The organism is Streptomyces rhizosphaerihabitans, assembly GCF_025399795.1.
GTDB lineage: Bacteria > Actinomycetota > Actinomycetes > Streptomycetales > Streptomycetaceae > Streptomyces > Streptomyces rhizosphaerihabitans.
In genome coordinates, this window is sequence record NZ_JAODTZ010000001.1 from 257,302 (window position 1) to 272,964 (window position 15,663).

Here is a 15,663-nt window from a genome sequence, read left to right on the forward strand (position 1 = left end):
CCAAACGACAGGCCCAAGTCCTGCCAGCCCCACCTCCTGGACGCAGAGCCGCGAGGTCGACGCGGTCAGATCGCAGACGAGGCGAAGGTGATCCGCTCGGTGAGCCGGGTGGTGCGGCAGATTTCCACCGTGGACGCTTCGGTAGCGTCCTCGGCCAGCCAGATGCGGCCCGTCCGGCCGTCCGCACCCTCGGTGATTACCTCTACTAAGTCACCAGGCATGGCGACCGGCGCCGCTGTCGGCGTCACCAGCCGGTACCAGGCCGCGCCCTCCGACAGCCAGTCGAAGCCGAGGATTTGAGCGACCACGATCTGCCCGTGCGAGGACAGCACCGCGCCCGCACCCTCGTACACGACGCTCGTCGGGGTCTCCCCAGGCTCCCCCGTCGCGGGATCCAAGACGGGCTGACCGGCTGTACGGGAGATCCGCACCGTGTCGGTCAGCAGCGCCTCAAGGTCGTTGCGGGCCTGCGCAATATCCACCACTGCTCATGCTCCCGTCGTCTGCGTGGACTCGTCCAGCCACGTCGTACGGACGACCGCGAGGGAGTTCGCGTCGGAGATGTCCAGGACCCGCCATGTCCGGTTGAGCAAGCCAGGGTCCTGCGTGGCGACGGTGACCCGTACATGGTCGTCCCGTGAGCCGAGCGGCGCGCCCAGCGGGGTCAGCAGCCGGTAGCGGTTGCGGGTGTCGTCGGCGTAAGCCTGCCCTTCCAGGGACAGGACCAGGCCGGGCCCGCCTTGGGAGAAGACCGCCCCGGTGCCCTGGTAAAGGACTAGGTCCGGGCCGGGCTCGTAAACGCCAGTGTCCGGGTTCAGGATTTGCGGTCCCGGGCGGAAGATCTCGACAGTGTCCACAAGGATGCGCGTCTCGACGATGGTGGCGACGGCCGCAAGCGTAAGCCCCTCGGAGGGCGGCGGAGTGCTCATACCTCGAGCCTAGAGAGGGTCGCGGACAGCCCCCGTTATGACAGGTTCGGTGCTGGAATCCAGACGCGGGCAGGCAAGCCGGGGCCGTTTCCTGTTGGGACCGTAATCGAGATCATTCGCTCACGTTCTGCCGGATCGTGTGGTCACTGATGCGCAGTGCCTTTGCGAGTTGGCCGTGCAACTCGCTGGGGAGCGAGCCAGCTTCGAGTGCACAGGCGTGGAGGAGACCACGGCAATCCTGCGCTTCTCGGTCTGTGGCGAGGGCGATGAACACGGGGTGCGCCAGGGCCTCTCGGGCGGCGTAGCCATCGGTTGCCTTGACCGCCCGGCGATGCAGCTCCGCGACCAACAGGCGCCCGGTCGGGTCCTCGGGCGAGGCAACCACGTCCAGCATTGTCAGTCCTAGCCGCATATTAAAGACGGTCATGTCGTCCCCATCCGGACGTTCAAGGTAGGTGGTCACCAGGTTCTGCAGGGGGCGCCGCCACTCCAGACCAGCAGTCCGGCGGCACAGGACAGTCAGGCAGTCCGTGACGGCGCATTCCCACGGTTCCCCGGACTCCGTGGTGGTCAACAGGTTGTTGGCGCCGAGGGTGTTCCCCGTGGCGAGGGCGGCAAGGACGGCGACCTGCCGGCCGTCGAACATGCGCTGCCCGACACCGCGGTGTGCCTCGACATGAGCAAGGGCGTCGGCCCAGCGGCCTGCGGTCGTAAGGGCTCGCGTCCCGTCCGCGAGGAGGACCCGCCACAGCCAAGCGCGAACCTTTCGACGGTCCTCGGCAATCGCAGTGATGTCGACAGGTACGGCAATGTCCTCGACCTGGGTTGGGGTGCCGGTGCTGACAGCGTCGAACAGTGCGAGGAGGCTTTGGTGGCCGGCTGCGTGCTGCCCGGCACGGATTTGGAGGCGCGCGAGGTTGACGACGGGTTCGAGAGCCCGGATAGCGGTCCTGCCGGGCAACGGGACGGCGTGCAGGTAAGCGGCAGCGTGCTGGTGGCACATCGTGCGGGCAGTGTTCGGGGCACCGATGTCGGAGGCGATCAGTGCGGCCTGGTTGTAGACCGTGGAGGCCACGCTCGCATCGTCCAGTTTCGCCGCGGTGCTGGCGAGTTCGGCCAGTGCATGCACGCGTTGGACCAGAGGGAGGCAGGCAGGGCGGGGACGGGCGACGAGGGGGAAGCGTTGGGCTACGGCGTCAGGGAGTTTCCACACGGTCCGCGGTACTCCTCTCCGTGGCGGGGTCAGGACCGAAGATGACGGTCTTGGCGGCAACCACGAGGGCGGCCTGTGTGGGGTAGGGCAGGCCGATCCGGTTCCAGGCGAAAAGCACATGGTGGGCCAGGACGTCACGCAGGCCGCGGTGAAGCTGTCCGGAATCGGTGAGACGGGCCAGTTCCTGTCCAGCATCGGTGTAGGCGCGGGCCCATCCGGCGACGTGGGCCAGTGGTCCGCCCGTGCACATCAGGTCTTCCCCGTTGACGGAGATCAGTCGATGCACGGCGGCGGGGAGTCGATCTCGGCTGTCCCGCTCGGTGCCGGGGGGTAGCGGACGATGGGCGCCGACGCGTGCCCAGACGTCGCCCTGCTCGTACCAGTCCAGTCCGGCGGACCGCATCAGGAGGCTGCACAGCATGAGGGACGTCTCGCGCCGGTGTTTGCCGGCGTTGCCTGGGAGGTGATCAATCAGGCTGCGACTGTCACGGTGGAAAAGGCGGTGCGCGGATGCCATGGCTTCGACGCCGCCGAAGGCGTGCACCTCGGGTTCGTAGATGATCTCCGTCCACCCTTTGATGTACCCGTCGGCGATCAGCGCGTCCAGACCCTGGCCGATGCGGTCGTGCGCGCCGGCGGCAGGCAGGTAGCGCACGCGCCAGCACGGGCGTTTGCGGACCAGGAACCAGGCGGTGAGCGCGCCTTCGTCCTCTGCGGTGCGCAGAAGGGGGGCGAGTTGAGCCAGAGCGACTGACTCGGCGCGTTCCCAGTCCGGGAACACGACATTGGTCTGGCACCAGGTGGGCGAGTTCATGAGGCGGTCTCCGTGATGTTCACGCCAGGGCGAGGAAGGTGTCCCAGTGCGGTGCGGGCGCGCCGCCCGTGCTGAGGGTGTGCAGGGCGAGGGCGGCTCCGGCTGCTCCATCGAGGAGTTCCGGGTCGTAGTTGTCTTGGTGGAGCGCGGCGATCAGGCGGCTGGTCAGGCGCGGAAGCTCCGCGGCGATTTCGGCGTTGCCCGTCTCGGTGGCCATCCGCCATGCGGCGTGCAGCAGTCCAGCCATGCCGTGGCACAGCCCGATCTCGGGGAGCTTGCCCAGTTGGAGCGGGTCGCGCAGGGTCGCGAGGATGGCGTTCTCGGCTGCCCGTACCCGTGCCGGGTCGCGGAGGGCGAGTCCAGCCAGCTGCTGGGCGCGGGCGGTGCCACTGACTCCGTAACACCAGGAGGGCCGGGGGCGGAGGTCGGGATGGACGTGCCCGTCGGCCGCCTGCTGTAGCGAGATCAGGCCCGGCCACCAGGGGGCGCTCACGTCGCCTTGGCGCCATCGGTCGGTCCAGGCACAGATCCGTTCAATCGCGTCGACCATGCCAGGCACGGCCAGGTCGCGCAGCAGAGCCAGGGACAGCACGGACAGGGCGGATCCGATGCCGTGGGCGAGCCCGAAGTTCCCGTGGCCATGGGGATAGTCGGCGTGAGGTGCGCCGGTGGGTGCGACGTTCATCCACCACGGCGGCAGCCCGGCCCGATCGGGCATGAGCTCTGTCAGGCGCGCCAGGTAGGACAGGACGTCACGGGTGATCTCGCGGTCGGGATCACGGCTCAGGTGATAGGCGCCCAGCCCGGACAGGCCCTGGATCAAGTCGAACTCTTGCATGGGAGGCCGCTCGGCGCGGTCGATGCGCAGGTGGGCCTCGGCCAGGCGGGCCCGGGTGACGGTGAGGGTCGCCTTGTCCAAGCGTTCCAGGACACGCCGGTAGCGGCTCGACGCGCTCGCCGCGCGGTGTGTGATGTACGCGAGGGCTGGAGCGCCGAAGTACAGGTTCGCGTTGGCCGCTGCGCTCACTTCGCCGTGTACGGCCGTGGCCAGCCAGGTGTGCGCGGTGTCCCAGTCGCCGCGGCCGGTACGGGCGCGCTCTATGTGCAGCAGGGCAATGCCCGAGGCTCCTCCGGCGAGAGACTGCGGCCACGAGCGACCGCCATCCGGCCGGCCACCGGGCCACACCGTGCGCGGTGTGGCCAGCGCGTCGGCCAGTTGGTCGGCGGTCGACAGGGCAGCTGGGGCGGGGGCTGTCGTGGTCACCGTGACCTCCTTGCTCGTGCCGTCCAGCTCAGGGCGGCGGCCCTGGCCAGGTGCAGGTGCGCACGTTCTTGGGGTAGCCCCGGCCCGCACATCCGGACGTGATGGAGGTGCAGCAGGTCCGGCAGCACGTCGTGGGGCTGTGTGGTCGCGTCCTTGAGCGCGCGGCGGTAGGCGGCCAGTGCCACGCGGCGTACGGACCAGGCCGTGGTGACGCGCACGTCCAGGCCCGCAGGGTCGGCGTTCACCAGGTCGGCGTTCACCAAGTCGACGGACTGGCGGTAGACGGCGCGGGGCGGAGCGGCCTGGCCGGTGCGGGTGTGCTCGATGAGCCAGTGCATCGCCGCGGTGGCGTCGCCGAGCAGGCCAGTCACGATGTCCACCATGCTCGCGGCGGTCATCGCGCGGGCATCCGGTGCGTTCTTCCCGGCCTGGGCGGCGAGTTGGGCTACGGCGGCCTCGGAGTCTGCGGCGAAGTACTGCTCGACCGCGTCGATCGCAGCGGGGCCGCCGAACCGCGCGGTCTCTGGGTGGTAGGTCTCCACGCTGGCATGCGTGATCAGGCCGCTGCGCCGGAGATGCCGGGTCCACTCGCCGATCTGCTCGACGGCGGAACCGAGCGTGCCGGGCGCGCAGGACAGACGGAGGCGGAGGTGGTCGCCGGGGTCTTGGTAGCGGACGAACCACCATTGGGGGTCGCCCAGTTCCTCCAGCAGGGTCGGCAGATGCCGGGTCAGGAGCGGGTTCTGCCGGTCTCGGTGTCCGTGGAGCTGGAGGTAGATGCGGTTGCTGCAGCCTGGCAGGTGGCCGTGCTCGCGGCTGACGACGTGGCCCGACGCCCGGACTGGAGCGATGGCCTGGTCTGCGGCAGCCAAGGGGATGACGACTTCGTGGGCGCGTCCGCTGGTCCAGCCCAGGTCCTGCGATTGCGGTGCGGGGTGCAGCGTCACCTTGCCGTCGCGGTCCAGGTGGGTGCGCAGCAGGGCCCGGTGTGAGGGCTCCGCCAGGTCCAAGGCCATGCACTGATCGGCCTCGCTCAGGTATACCCGCTCGGGCAAATGCACGTCGCGCCGCCATTGGGTCAGGGCCTCGTCCCATTGTGGCCACGGTGTCGAGGCACCGGGGATGTCGTCGCTGGTGAGGAGCCAGCGGGCCGGGGACAGGAGCGTGCGTCCGTAGCGCAGCGCGGGCAGGAACGGCAGGCTGGAGGCGGCGGTACCCCACATGAATCCGGTGCACGGGATGGCCAGCGCGACGGGTGCCTCGGCCAGAAACCGGGCCAGCGGATGGGTGTGATACCCCAGGTCTACGGCGTTCAGCAGCAGCGTGTGCACCGGCCGCCGGCGGGAGAGCGAGACGAGGTGCAGCCGTTCGGCGTCGGCGGTCACGGCCAGATCCGTCAGGGGAATGAGGCTGGTGTCCGAGCCCTGGTAGTCGCCGAGCGAGATCAACAGCTCGGTCACCTGCGGGGCACGCGCGACATTCTCAGCGGGTGCGGACAGTGGGGTCGAGCTGATCTGCGCGAGGAGGGCGCCTTGGTGCACCGCCGGCAGCCCGGCGTACACGTTGGCCATACGGCGGCGGACCTCGTCCTCCAGAATGGTCAGGAAGCGGCCGGTGGTCGCTCCGGCCGAGCGGGCCACGCCGACGACGTGCAAGGTGAACTCGCCCTGCTGCAGGGCCGCAAGGCTCGCGGCATCGATGCGGACGGTCATCTCGGTGCTCGGCTGGACACAGTGGCCAGGATCTGTGGTGGCCAGCTCCTCCAGCGCGGCATCGTCGAGCTCGACTTCAATGCGGCGCTGCATACCGGCTCGGTGGGCGAGCTTGATGAGTCGGCTGTCCCGGTCGGGCAGCGGGGAGGGCGGCGACGTGGTGGTGGACCCGAGGTAGCTGGATGGGTACCCGAGCGCGTCAACGGCGTCCACAACGGGGACGACCGCCGTTGGCCCGTACCGCTCAAGGAACCGGCTGTGCCACTCGGGCCATCCGGCCAACGCAGACCTGGGCGCGAGACGCGTGAGTGCCTTGGCTGCCGCTGCCGCCTCCTGGGCCACGCTCTCCGGGACGACCAGGTCCCAGTCCACCCGCAGATCGAACGAGGGTTGGGGCGCCTCGCGTAACTCCGCCGTCTCAGCGGGCGCGAGATACCGCGTGTGCTTGAGGAGCGGGGCAAGCGGGTCGGCGACCGTCATCGCCTGGCGAAGGCTGGTGATCAGGAGTCGTTGCCTGACCAGACCTGCGAGCAGCTTCTCAATCGCACTGATCGGAGCGGTCGGGAAGCCGGCGGAGAGTTTTGCTGCGAGGTCGCTCCACAGGATCGGAGTCCGCGCGCCGTCCAGGGCTTCGCGGACCGGCCCTGTCACACGTATCTGCACGTGCTCCGAAGCGCCGTCGCGCGTGCCACGAGGGCGGTGCTCGATCACCATGTAGCCGTCGCGCTCGGCGACGAGGCTGGACGCGAGCAGCATCAAGCAGGGCTGCAGTCCGCGGTTTTCCTCGAACCGATCGATGAGTGCCGTGGTCCATGCAGCGTCGGGTCTGGCGAATGCCCGGTGCCCGGTGCCCATGCGCAGCGCGGGGGCAGCGCCTATTCGTGCGGCCGCGACCCCAGCGAACAGACCGAACGGGGTGGCGCGCGTGCGGGCCCTCAGCAGGTAGCGCAGCACGGAGAGCACCGTACGGCGTACTGCGGTGTCCGGCAGCGGCTGACCGGCACAGACCCGGTCCACCCGACTGGCGAGGTCCGGGCTCGCGGCTTTGACGGCGGTCGCGAAGTCGGCTGCCTGCCACGCCTGTTGCAGCCAGGCCCGCCACGACGCGGCGTTCGCGGACGGGCCGGTCAAATCCGGCCAAGCCACCGGACGGTCGGAGCTCAACGCAGCCGCTCGGATCACTGCTGCATCAACGTAGCGATACACACACCCTCCTGTGGCCTGCGCGGTGCCCGGCCGCGCCCATGGATCAGGCGCGGCCGGGCACCGCGATAAACGCGGTCTGGTGCTGCTACGGGCAGCTCGTGCACGCAGTCGCGCACGTCGAGTTGCAGCCGTCGTTCGTCAGACGGATGAGGTGGTCCGCGGCGGGGCCGCCTTCGACGATCGTGATGTCCAGCTCGAAGTCGTCCGGTCCGGACGTCTCCTGTCCGGCGACCGGCTGAAGAATCGGACGGTCCATCTGAACGGTCATACATGCCTCCTTGGCAGTGAGTGATGGTGCAAGGCCGGGGCCCGGGAGCGGGCCCCGGAGTCTTAGTGCCAGGACGCCGCGACGGTGCCGTGCCGCTTCAGCACGGTGTCCTGGGGCAGAGGGGACGGGGCAGGACCCGGCACGTACCGGATCGTCGCCGCTCCCCGGCGGCGGTAGTCCTGGGCCCATCGCCGCAGCAGGGCCAGGTACTGGTCCGCGAGAACTTCGGCCTGCGGACCGTGAGCGACCACACCGCTCTCGAAGCCGCCGGTTTCCCCGTTCTCGCGGCGGGTGCGGTACGCGATGCTGTCCTCGCTGACCAGCGCCGGCACACCGAGCACGGCTGCTGCTTCCACGAGCCCGCTCTCGACGACGGCCTTGGACGCGTGCAAGCGGGCCGGGCTCGGCAGACGGAGCGTGAGATACAGCTCCAGCTCGTCAGGCAGGTCATAGGCCGCCCCCGACCAGGACTCCAGCCGGGGAGTGTCCAGGGCGTGATTCAACGCCTCTGCGTTCAGGTGCACCCGCGCGTCGTCCGTCTGCAAGGCGACGCCATCGCGCAGCAGCGCCTTGCGCTCCTTGGCAGCTCCCTCGCCCTGCATGGGCACGAAACGCGCCATCCGGTAGGAGCGGCTGACCAGGCCATCGCCGTCACGGTCGAAGGCGATCGAACGGGTCGTACCGCGCACGGTCAGCGGGACGACGAGCCTGCCCTTCTCAGCAAGCTCACTGATCCACGACGGAGGGATGTCCCACGCGGCCGCGGTAACGATGATCCGGTCGTACGGCGCCTCATCGGGAACACCGGCCTCGCCGTCGGCGAGCACCGTCTTCACCTGGCCGTACCCGGCATCGTCCAGGCACAGACGGGCGCGGTCGACGACGTCACGGTCGATGTCGACCGTGGTGACCGTCCCGTCGCTGCCCACGAGTTCCTGGATGAGCGCGGCGTTGTAGCCGTTCGAGCCGATCTCCAGGACCTTCATGCCCGGCTCGATGTCGGCCTGCTCCAGCATCACCGCCTGGAGGTGGGCGGCGGACATGACGCTGGTGTCCAGGCCGTGCTCGTCCTTCTTGACCGGCACGGTGCTGTGCAGGTCGTACGCGAGTTCCAGGGGCGCGTCCGGCGCGAACCGGTGCCGGGGCACCGCGGCAAAAGCAGCGGCGACAGACTCGGACAGAATCGCGTCCTGGTCACAGAGCGCGCGGACCATGGCCGCGCGCAGCACGCCGGGATCACGAACAGTCGAGCCCTCAATAGCAGTCATCCGATTACCTGTTTCTGTGGGGAGGGTGCTTGCTCTAGCCAGGCCGGGCTGCTGGCAAGCGAGGACGCTAGCCAGCGCACCGTCTCTGGGTTGTGGTCACGCGCCGAAGGAAGGGTGCCTTCGGAGTTCGGCCGAAAAGCACTCAAAACCGAAAGCCGGGGCCTGCCGATCCTCCAGCCGCGAAGGGGGCGAAGTCGTCGACGTCGTAAGCAGCGAGCTGCGCCCACGGGCTCGTGCCCGCGCCAAAGCGGGCGGCTTGCTGCGTCAGATCGAACAGCAGGGCCAGCACGGCCGCCTCGATACGGTCCATGCGGCTGGAGCCCCTGAGACTGACGGGCTCGCTCTGGACCGGGGCGATGGGCGAGCGGACATCAGTCACGCAGGAACCCCCGCTCCAGTTCAACGTCACCGACCTGTCCGCGGTGTGCGTAGACCTCTGCTCTTGCGGCGTGTGCGTAGTGCCGCACCACGGCGCCACCGAACGCTTCCTGCGCGAGCGAGCTCGCGTCAAAGTCCGCCAGGGCTTCGGCGAGGGTGCCCGGCACGGGAAGCGCATCGGAATCCTCGTAGGGCTCGCCCTCGGACGGTGGCGGGGGCTTGAGATGGTTGGTGAGCCCGTGGTGGATGGCCGCCAGCGAGGCCGAGAGCGCGAGATACGGGTTGGCGTTGGCCGGCGGAAGACGGATCTCCAGGTGGGTGCCCTCACCGTGGCCGGTGACGCGGACGGCGCATCCGCGGTTGTCGTGGCCCCAGGAGAATCGGGTGGGGGCGAAGGAATGCGGAAGGTAGCGGTTGTAGGAGTTGACCGTGGGCGCGTACAGCGGGCCCAGGTGCGGCATTGCGGTGACGAGTCCGGCGATGGCCTGCTTCATCGTCTCCGGCAGGTCCTGGCCGGACTGGCAGGCGAAGGCGTTGCGGTCGTCGAACCAGAGGGACAGATGGATATGCAGTCCGCTGCCCACGCCGGTCTCGGGGACTGCCATGAAGGTGGGTGTCATGCGGTGCTGCTCGGCGAGGTGCTTCACGATGTGCTTGTAGGCGGTGTACGCGTCGCAGGCCCGCAGGGCTTCCCCGTACGGGAACGTGACCTCGATCTGGCCTCGGGCACCCTCCGTCTTGACGGCCTCGACCGGGGTACCGGCGGTGCTCAGCGCGTCTTCGAGGTCGAGGAAGAACTGCATCAGCTCCGGCGGGTGGTCCAGGGAGTAGTCCCCGTTGTGCAGCCCTACGGGCGTCAGCCCCCGGTAGCCCGCCGCCTGCGCGCGCCGCTGGCCGCCCCGGTAGAGCACGAACTCGCTCTCAAGGCCCACCCGTACGTTCATTCCCAGCTTCGCGATGCGGGCGAGCTGGGTGCGCAGCATGCGGCGGGGCGCGACGTCGACGAACGTGCCGTCGGCGTGGGCGGCGTCGGCGTGGATGAGGACGGTGCCGGGGTAGGGCAGGCGCCGGATGGTGTCCATGTTGGGCAGGACCCGGATGTCGCCGTATCCGTCTTCCCAGTCGGTCAGTTCGAAGCCCGTCAGGGGGTTCATGTCGACGTCGGTGGCCAGGACGTACGCGCACATCTCCTGGGATTCCATCGTCTCCAGGAATCGGGCCGCCCTCAGGCGCTTGCCCTTCAGTCTGCCCATCATGTCCGGGACGGCGAGCAGCACCGTGGTGATGTCCTCGCGGCTCACAGCGTCCCGGAGGTCGGCGGGAGAGAGGATCCCGGAGCGTGCGGTCTGCGGGACAGGGTGCTGGACGGTCGGGTCGGGCATCACACCACGTCCTGAGACAGGACGGTCTGCTGGCCGGTGCTTCGGGAGGCGGGGAGGCGGTAGTTATGACGGCCACGGGTGAGCCACATCAGCCAGGCCAGGCCCAGGACGACCAGCAGCGTGATTCCGGCGTAGTTCATCGACTGAACGGTGAGCGGCGAGGTCTGGGGAAGGCAGAAGACGACGGTGATGAACGCCGCGTACGTCACGGCGATCCAGCCGATCGGCCGTCGCCACCTGCCCAGGGTCCACGGGCCGGGCTGGTAGCGGTTTCCGGCGCGCAGCGCGAGGAAGACGGGGACGGCGTAGGCGGGCGTCATCCCGACCGCGTTGATCGCGGTGACCGCGCCGTATGCGGCGGGCGAGTACAGGGCCGGAAGGGCCAGGAGGAATGCCACGCCGACGGCCAGCCACACACCGTTGACCGGGGTCTGCGTCCGGCTGCTGACCTGCCGCCAGGTCGCGGAGAACGGCAGTGCCCCGTCGCGGGAGAACGCGTAGACCATGCGGGCGGTCGCGGCGACCTCCGCGTTGCCGCAGAAGAGCATCGCGACGATGACGACGAGCAGCAGGAGTTTGGCTCCCGGAATGCCGAGGACGTCGATGAAGATCTGCGCGGGCGGCACCCCGGTCGCGCTGTTCTGGGTTCCCTTGTAGTCCTGGATGGAGAACAGGAGTCCGGCCAGCAGGACGAATCCGGCGATCCAGGAGACGTAGATGGAGCGGATGATGCCCCGGGGCGCGGCGTACTGCGCCTGCCGGGTCTCCTCGGACAGGTGCGAGGAGGCGTCGTAGCCGCAGAAGGTGTACCCGGCCAGCAGGGAGCCGACGAGGCACACCAGTAGCGGGCTGGAGATCCCGGTGTCGTTGTTGAAGTGGGTGAAGACCCACTCGGGCGACTGATGCGCGGCCGGGGCCAGGAACAACGCGCCGACGATCAGCGTGACGCCGCCCATCTGCCACCACACCGAGATGGAGTTGAGCACGTTGACCACGCGGACCCCGAGCGCGTTCAGGCCGCCGTGGAGCAGCAGGATCACCGCGAAGATGATCATCTTGGTGCTGTCGGTCGGCTCCACGCCCCATTGCAGGCTGGCGAACGCCGCGGTGAACGTGGCGGCTCCGTAGTCGATCCCGGCTATCGCTCCGAGCAGGCCCATCAGGTTGAGCCAGCCCGTGAACCAGCCCGCGAGGGGCCCGCCCAGCCGGTCGGCCATGAAGTACAGGCCGCCGGAGGTGGGATAGGCGGAGGTGACGTCGGCCAGGGACAGACCTAAGAGCAGCACCATCGCGCCGACCGCGACCCAGCTCCACAGCATGACCGCGGGGCCGCCGGCTCCCAGGCCGAAGCCGAACAGGCTCATGCATCCGGCCAGCACGCAGATGACAGAGAAGGAAATGGCGAAGTTGCCGAACGTGCTCATTCTGCGGGCGAGTTCTTGCGGGTAGCCGTGCTGGGCCAGGACTGCATCGTCGTCGAGCACGCGGTGGCGGTGGGACGCTGTTCTCGGGGACATCGAAGGAATCCTCGTGATCGTTGGGGGAAGGTTCGGGGCGGCGCCGAAGCGGTCACCGTGTGGCGGGGGTGCCCGGCTGTTCATCTGCGGTAGGCCTGTTTCAGGGCGTAGTCGCGGGCGTTGGTGAACTCGTGCTCCCACCAGCGCCGCCCCTCGCTCAGCTGGGCCCACGGCGCCGAGGTGGCGTAGGGGCCGATCGCGTTGAACACGGGGCCAGCCCCTGGCTTCCCGCTGGCGGTCAGCACGTAGGCCAGGTAGTTGAGGTCGAGTGCGGAGCAGGACTCGGGGACGGCATCAGTGTCGGGGACGGCGTGCTCGAACCAGCCCTCCAGCGCGCGGTCCGCGTAGTAGCGGACCTGGTCACTGGTCCAGAACCCGAGCGGCCGGACCATCCCACCCTGGCCAAGCTGCTGCCGGTAGGACTCGACGAACGCGTACAACGGCAGGACCAGCAGAGCGGAACCCTCGTGCGACTTCAGCGCCGTCCACCGCGCGAAGTCCAAAGCACCCTGCCCGCGGGCCTGGAAGCACTGGAGCATGCGGTGGTAGCCCTCGCGATTGTCGGGATCGCGGTGGACGACCTCCCACAGCAGCGGCCACGGTCCCGGCGGCAGCAGGGCATCCGGCGAGTCGCCCCAGTGCTCGGGGCGATGCATGTATCTGCGGTCGACGTCCAGTTGAGCCAGAGCCAGACGGCACACCCACGGCACGGGGTCGTTCGGCAGAGTCTGAGCGGCGTTTCGGCATGCCCGGCGGGCGTCGCCGATGCTCTGCAGCAAGACCCTCGCCGTCACCTCGGCGCGGCTTGCGTTGAGGGCGCGCTGCGTCTGCACCCGGGCCCACATCATCAGTGCATCCGAGTTGTCCGGCTCTTCCTTCCACCAGGCTGTGACCGCGTCGCTGTTCGCGGCGCCGACGGCCAGGATCTGGCTGCGGGAAGTACGCAGGGCCCGGTCGGCGCCCGTGGCCCAGAGCAGGTCCCGCATCGAGCGCCACCGGCCGAGCTGCAGGTCCTCCAGGGCGGTGCGCAGCCCGTAGTCGCGACCCGCAGGCTGGACGATCAGAGACATGTCACTGGACATCGGTGTGCCCCTGCATCAGATGGGGGGCTTCAGGCAGGAGAGATGCCCGGCTTGGCATACATAACGGGGCCATGGGACGGAGTCCTCGAAGTGGGGAAGGAGCCGCCGGGCGACAGTTGCTTTCCGGTCCTGGGGGAGCCAGGGTGACTGACTGTTGCCCGACGGCCGATCAGGGGGTCTGGCGTACAACAGGGAAGTTGAAACCAGTCGCGTTCAGGGGCTTGATCAGCGCCTGAACGATCTTTCCGGCCTCTGTTGGGGCGAAGGCGAGCTCGGCGCCGAGTTCACGCGCGATCCACAGGCCCCGTGGCTTCTCGCCCTCGACCGGCTTCCACGTCACGACGTCGCTGAAGTCAGGAAAGTCGCGACGGAAGTCCTGCACTTGAATGACGAGTTCACCCGTAGGCAGGAGCATCCACTGCATGGAGATCTGGGCGTACTCGGGGACACGCGAGTGTGCCACCGCATTGGCCATCAGCACGCCCCCGATACGTGCCGCATCTTCGATATCCACGCAGGTGTTCGCCAGCGTGAGGTACATGCGGGTGTAACTGCGCGCGTTCGCGACCACGTGACGGTTAGCTCGGATTTGTGCGTGACGCGTCCACGTCGGCTCGTCACGTATGAGACCTGGGATGCCAACGGCGCCTTGCCGGTGGCTGCCCAGCACAGAGTGCGGTTTCGGGAAGAGCCTGAAGAGTGGCTCGTCGGACGAAGTCATCGTTCCTTCTCAACAGGGGATGGAGCACCAGGTGGTGGCGCCGGCATCACTGACACCCCACGTTCCGTGGCGCGCATCCACGAGAGATGCGACAAGGGAGAGGCCGCGTCCCGTTTCGGCGTCGCCGTCGACGGAGTGGATCTCCGCGCTCCCCGGCATCCCGTCACGAACGGAGATGCGGAGAGAGCCGTCTCGGACAGTCATCGCAAAGGTGATCTGTGTTCCGCCACTGTGCAGGAGCGCGTTGGTGAACAGCTCTGAGACGATGACCGCCACGTCGTCCGACATCCTCTGAAGGCCGCAGTACTTCAAGCGCGCCCTGGCCAATCGCCGCATTGTGCCGACCCGACTGGCGTCCTCGCGACACAAGCTCTCACTGCCGCTGCGTCGCGCGATCGCGACACAGGTGGTCATCGAATCCTCCTCGCGGACGGAGGTCGCGAGAGGCGGCTGTACCGCTGCCGTCATCATCACGCACCCCTGAGGGCAGGACCCTCTGAGACGAGGGCGTTACCTGTCGTGGTCATGGACACACCGTTTCGCGAGTCCGAGGCCGCTGCCAGGGGAATTCAGAGGGGGAAAAAGTCTGTCAAGGGGGAAACAGACGGGGGAGTTGAAGCCATGATTGGCATCCACTCAAAGACGAGGTCACACTCATGGCAACAGACGAGTTCGCCTTCGCCGAGCTGCTTCTTCAGCTTCGCAAGAAGGCCGGGCGAACACAGGAAGAGCAGGCAGCCGCGATCAACACGGTCTCGGGTCGGGACACGATGACCCGACGTGAGATCAATCGCTACGAGCAGGCCAAGAACATCCCAACGAACCACACGGTTGCGCACATCGCGGTGGCCTGCGGCTTATCCCCTGAACATCTGCAGCGGGAGGCGGCTGCCGCCCGCGCCTGGCGCAGGAAGAGCGCCCGCCGCGCAGGGGAGGACCAGGACGACGTGAAACGCCGGACGCTGCTCGAAGGTGCCGTCGTCGGCGCAGCAGCCGCTGCCGAGCCGTGGGAACGCCTCACCCATGCCCTCAAGAAGGGGATGAGGGTCGACTCCGCCGCGGCCGCCACCCTCGTTGATCGCGCGAGTGCTCTTCACGTGAGCGAGGGGCACCAAACCGCGCTCGAACTGCAGGGTGAGGTCGAGGGCCACCTCGATGCGATCACTGCCGCGCTACCAAGGGCGGGTGAATACGAACGGACCATGACGATCGCCGGCGGAGAGACGGCCGCTTTGGCGGGATGGGTTGCGTGGGACTTGGGGGACCATCGGCGGGCTCACGCCTACTACAAGGTCACCATGGAATGCGCAGAAGCCGCCGGGCACCCGCCATTGCGCGCCCTGGCCTTGGCTTACGCCAGCTACGGAGCAGCAACCCCGGGAAGGGCTGCTGAACTGTTGGCACAAGCCGCGAAGGATGTACGCGGACCCGGCAACGCCGCCGCCTCTGCCTGGGTCTACGGCAGGCTCGCGGAAGAAGCTGCGAGTGTCGGCGATGACACGAATGCCCTCCGGGCCCTGGAGCGCGCTCGCTTCGCTTACGACTTCGCCGATCACACCGCCGAGCAGGCATGGGTGCGTTTCGTGACGCCCTACCGAATGGACTCCCTGGCGCTGTCGGTATACGGGCAACTCGGGAGACATGAACTGGCCGAGACCGCAGACCATGCGGTGGATCGGCTGGGCAGGGACCTACCGGAATCGGGGGTTGTAGTACTGGGCGACCTGGCTTCGGCGCTGTTGCGCGGCGGAGACCTCGACCAAGGCGTTTATGTGTCACGCCAGTTCGCTGCGGCTGTTGAGGCCCGTCCCAACACCATGGGAAGAGCGCGCGCCGCAGCCATTGCCTCTCAGCTTCCGACCACGGAGCGCGAACTCACCCACCACCTTCAACTGTTCGCTGCTTGATG

General features: G+C 68.4%; 15 protein-coding genes. 1 reads left to right on the forward strand and 14 read right to left on the reverse strand.

Annotation, left to right across the window (positions count from 1 at the left end; all coding sequences use genetic code 11):
- Positions 1–65: 65 nt before the first annotated feature.
- From N4G66_RS01195 to N4G66_RS01260, 14 genes are all read right to left on the reverse strand, one after another.
- On the reverse strand, positions 66–482 hold the full coding sequence (locus N4G66_RS01195) for a DUF6093 family protein (RefSeq protein WP_261701981.1): 417 nt from the start codon (positions 480–482) through the stop codon (positions 66–68).
- A gap of 6 nt (positions 483–488) precedes the next feature.
- A complete protein-coding gene (locus N4G66_RS01200) occupies positions 489–929 on the reverse strand; it encodes a DUF6093 family protein (RefSeq protein ID WP_261701982.1) in 441 nt (146 codons plus the stop codon).
- A 112-nt stretch (positions 930–1,041) separates the two neighbouring features.
- Positions 1,042–2,142: a hypothetical protein gene (locus N4G66_RS01205; RefSeq protein ID WP_261701983.1), complete on the reverse strand. Its 1,101-nt coding sequence runs from the start codon at positions 2,140–2,142 to the stop codon at positions 1,042–1,044.
- Positions 2,126–2,956, reverse strand: a complete 831-nt coding sequence (locus N4G66_RS01210) for a thiopeptide-type bacteriocin biosynthesis protein (protein WP_261701984.1) — start codon at positions 2,954–2,956, stop codon at positions 2,126–2,128. The genes N4G66_RS01205 and N4G66_RS01210 overlap by 17 nt, the downstream gene beginning before the upstream one ends.
- A gap of 19 nt (positions 2,957–2,975) precedes the next feature.
- Positions 2,976–4,220, reverse strand: a complete 1,245-nt coding sequence (locus tag N4G66_RS01215; protein WP_261701985.1) for a lanthionine synthetase C family protein — start codon at positions 4,218–4,220, stop codon at positions 2,976–2,978.
- Positions 4,217–7,063 carry a lantibiotic dehydratase gene (locus N4G66_RS01220; RefSeq protein WP_261701986.1) on the reverse strand — a complete coding sequence of 949 codons (2,847 nt, stop codon included), beginning with the start codon at positions 7,061–7,063 and terminating at the stop codon, positions 4,217–4,219. The genes N4G66_RS01215 and N4G66_RS01220 overlap by 4 nt, the downstream gene beginning before the upstream one ends.
- Before the next feature lie 160 nt (positions 7,064–7,223).
- Entirely contained in the window at positions 7,224–7,406 is a 183-nt protein-coding gene (locus N4G66_RS01225; protein WP_261701987.1) for an FxLD family lanthipeptide, read from the reverse strand.
- 62 nt (positions 7,407–7,468) lie between these two features.
- Positions 7,469–8,674: a methyltransferase, FxLD system gene (fxlM, locus tag N4G66_RS01230; RefSeq protein WP_261701988.1), complete on the reverse strand. Its 1,206-nt coding sequence runs from the start codon at positions 8,672–8,674 to the stop codon at positions 7,469–7,471.
- A gap of 142 nt (positions 8,675–8,816) precedes the next feature.
- Positions 8,817–8,984 carry a hypothetical protein gene (locus N4G66_RS01235; protein ID WP_261701989.1) on the reverse strand — a complete coding sequence of 56 codons (168 nt, stop codon included), beginning with the start codon at positions 8,982–8,984 and terminating at the stop codon, positions 8,817–8,819.
- Between the two features lie 61 nt (positions 8,985–9,045).
- On the reverse strand, positions 9,046–10,434 hold the full coding sequence (locus tag N4G66_RS01240) for a glutamine synthetase family protein (protein WP_261701990.1): 1,389 nt from the start codon (positions 10,432–10,434) through the stop codon (positions 9,046–9,048).
- Entirely contained in the window at positions 10,434–11,951 is a 1,518-nt protein-coding gene (locus tag N4G66_RS01245; RefSeq protein WP_261701991.1) for an amino acid permease, read from the reverse strand. The genes N4G66_RS01240 and N4G66_RS01245 overlap by 1 nt, the downstream gene beginning before the upstream one ends.
- An 80-nt stretch (positions 11,952–12,031) precedes the next feature.
- Positions 12,032–13,033: a hypothetical protein gene (locus tag N4G66_RS01250; protein WP_261701992.1), complete on the reverse strand. Its 1,002-nt coding sequence runs from the start codon at positions 13,031–13,033 to the stop codon at positions 12,032–12,034.
- Positions 13,034–13,202: 169 nt separating this feature from the next.
- A complete protein-coding gene (locus N4G66_RS01255; RefSeq protein ID WP_261701993.1) occupies positions 13,203–13,754 on the reverse strand; it encodes a hypothetical protein in 552 nt (183 codons plus the stop codon).
- Between the two features lie 9 nt (positions 13,755–13,763).
- Positions 13,764–14,168, reverse strand: coding sequence for an ATP-binding protein (locus tag N4G66_RS01260; RefSeq protein ID WP_261701994.1), 405 nt, complete (start codon positions 14,166–14,168; stop codon positions 13,764–13,766).
- Positions 14,169–14,410: 242 nt separating this feature from the next.
- Here N4G66_RS01260 and N4G66_RS01265 point away from each other — a divergent pair, with 242 nt between their 5' ends.
- A complete protein-coding gene (locus N4G66_RS01265) occupies positions 14,411–15,661 on the forward strand; it encodes a helix-turn-helix domain-containing protein (protein ID WP_261701995.1) in 1,251 nt (416 codons plus the stop codon).
- Positions 15,662–15,663 lie beyond the last annotated feature (2 nt).

Bases quoted from the DNA above. Each gene is read 5' to 3' on its own strand.
- N4G66_RS01210 (WP_261701984.1), bottom strand. From the start codon at position 2,956: ATGAACTCGCCCACCTGGTGCCAGACCAATGTCGTGTTCCCGGACTGG.
- N4G66_RS01255 (WP_261701993.1), bottom strand. From the start codon at position 13,754: ATGACTTCGTCCGACGAGCCACTCTTCAGGCTCTTCCCGAAACCGCAC.
- fxlM (WP_261701988.1), bottom strand. From the start codon at position 8,674: ATGACTGCTATTGAGGGCTCGACTGTTCGTGATCCCGGCGTGCTGCGC.
- N4G66_RS01200 (WP_261701982.1), bottom strand. From the start codon at position 929: ATGAGCACTCCGCCGCCCTCCGAGGGGCTTACGCTTGCGGCCGTCGCC.
- N4G66_RS01245 (WP_261701991.1), bottom strand. From the start codon at position 11,951: ATGTCCCCGAGAACAGCGTCCCACCGCCACCGCGTGCTCGACGACGAT.
- N4G66_RS01250 (WP_261701992.1), bottom strand. From the start codon at position 13,033: ATGTCCAGTGACATGTCTCTGATCGTCCAGCCTGCGGGTCGCGACTAC.
- N4G66_RS01235 (WP_261701989.1), bottom strand. From the start codon at position 8,984: ATGGACCGTATCGAGGCGGCCGTGCTGGCCCTGCTGTTCGATCTGACG.
- N4G66_RS01240 (WP_261701990.1), bottom strand. From the start codon at position 10,434: ATGCCCGACCCGACCGTCCAGCACCCTGTCCCGCAGACCGCACGCTCC.
- N4G66_RS01260 (WP_261701994.1), bottom strand. From the start codon at position 14,168: ATGACCACCTGTGTCGCGATCGCGCGACGCAGCGGCAGTGAGAGCTTG.
- N4G66_RS01225 (WP_261701987.1), bottom strand. From the start codon at position 7,406: ATGACCGTTCAGATGGACCGTCCGATTCTTCAGCCGGTCGCCGGACAG.
- N4G66_RS01265 (WP_261701995.1), top strand. From the start codon at position 14,411: ATGGCAACAGACGAGTTCGCCTTCGCCGAGCTGCTTCTTCAGCTTCGC.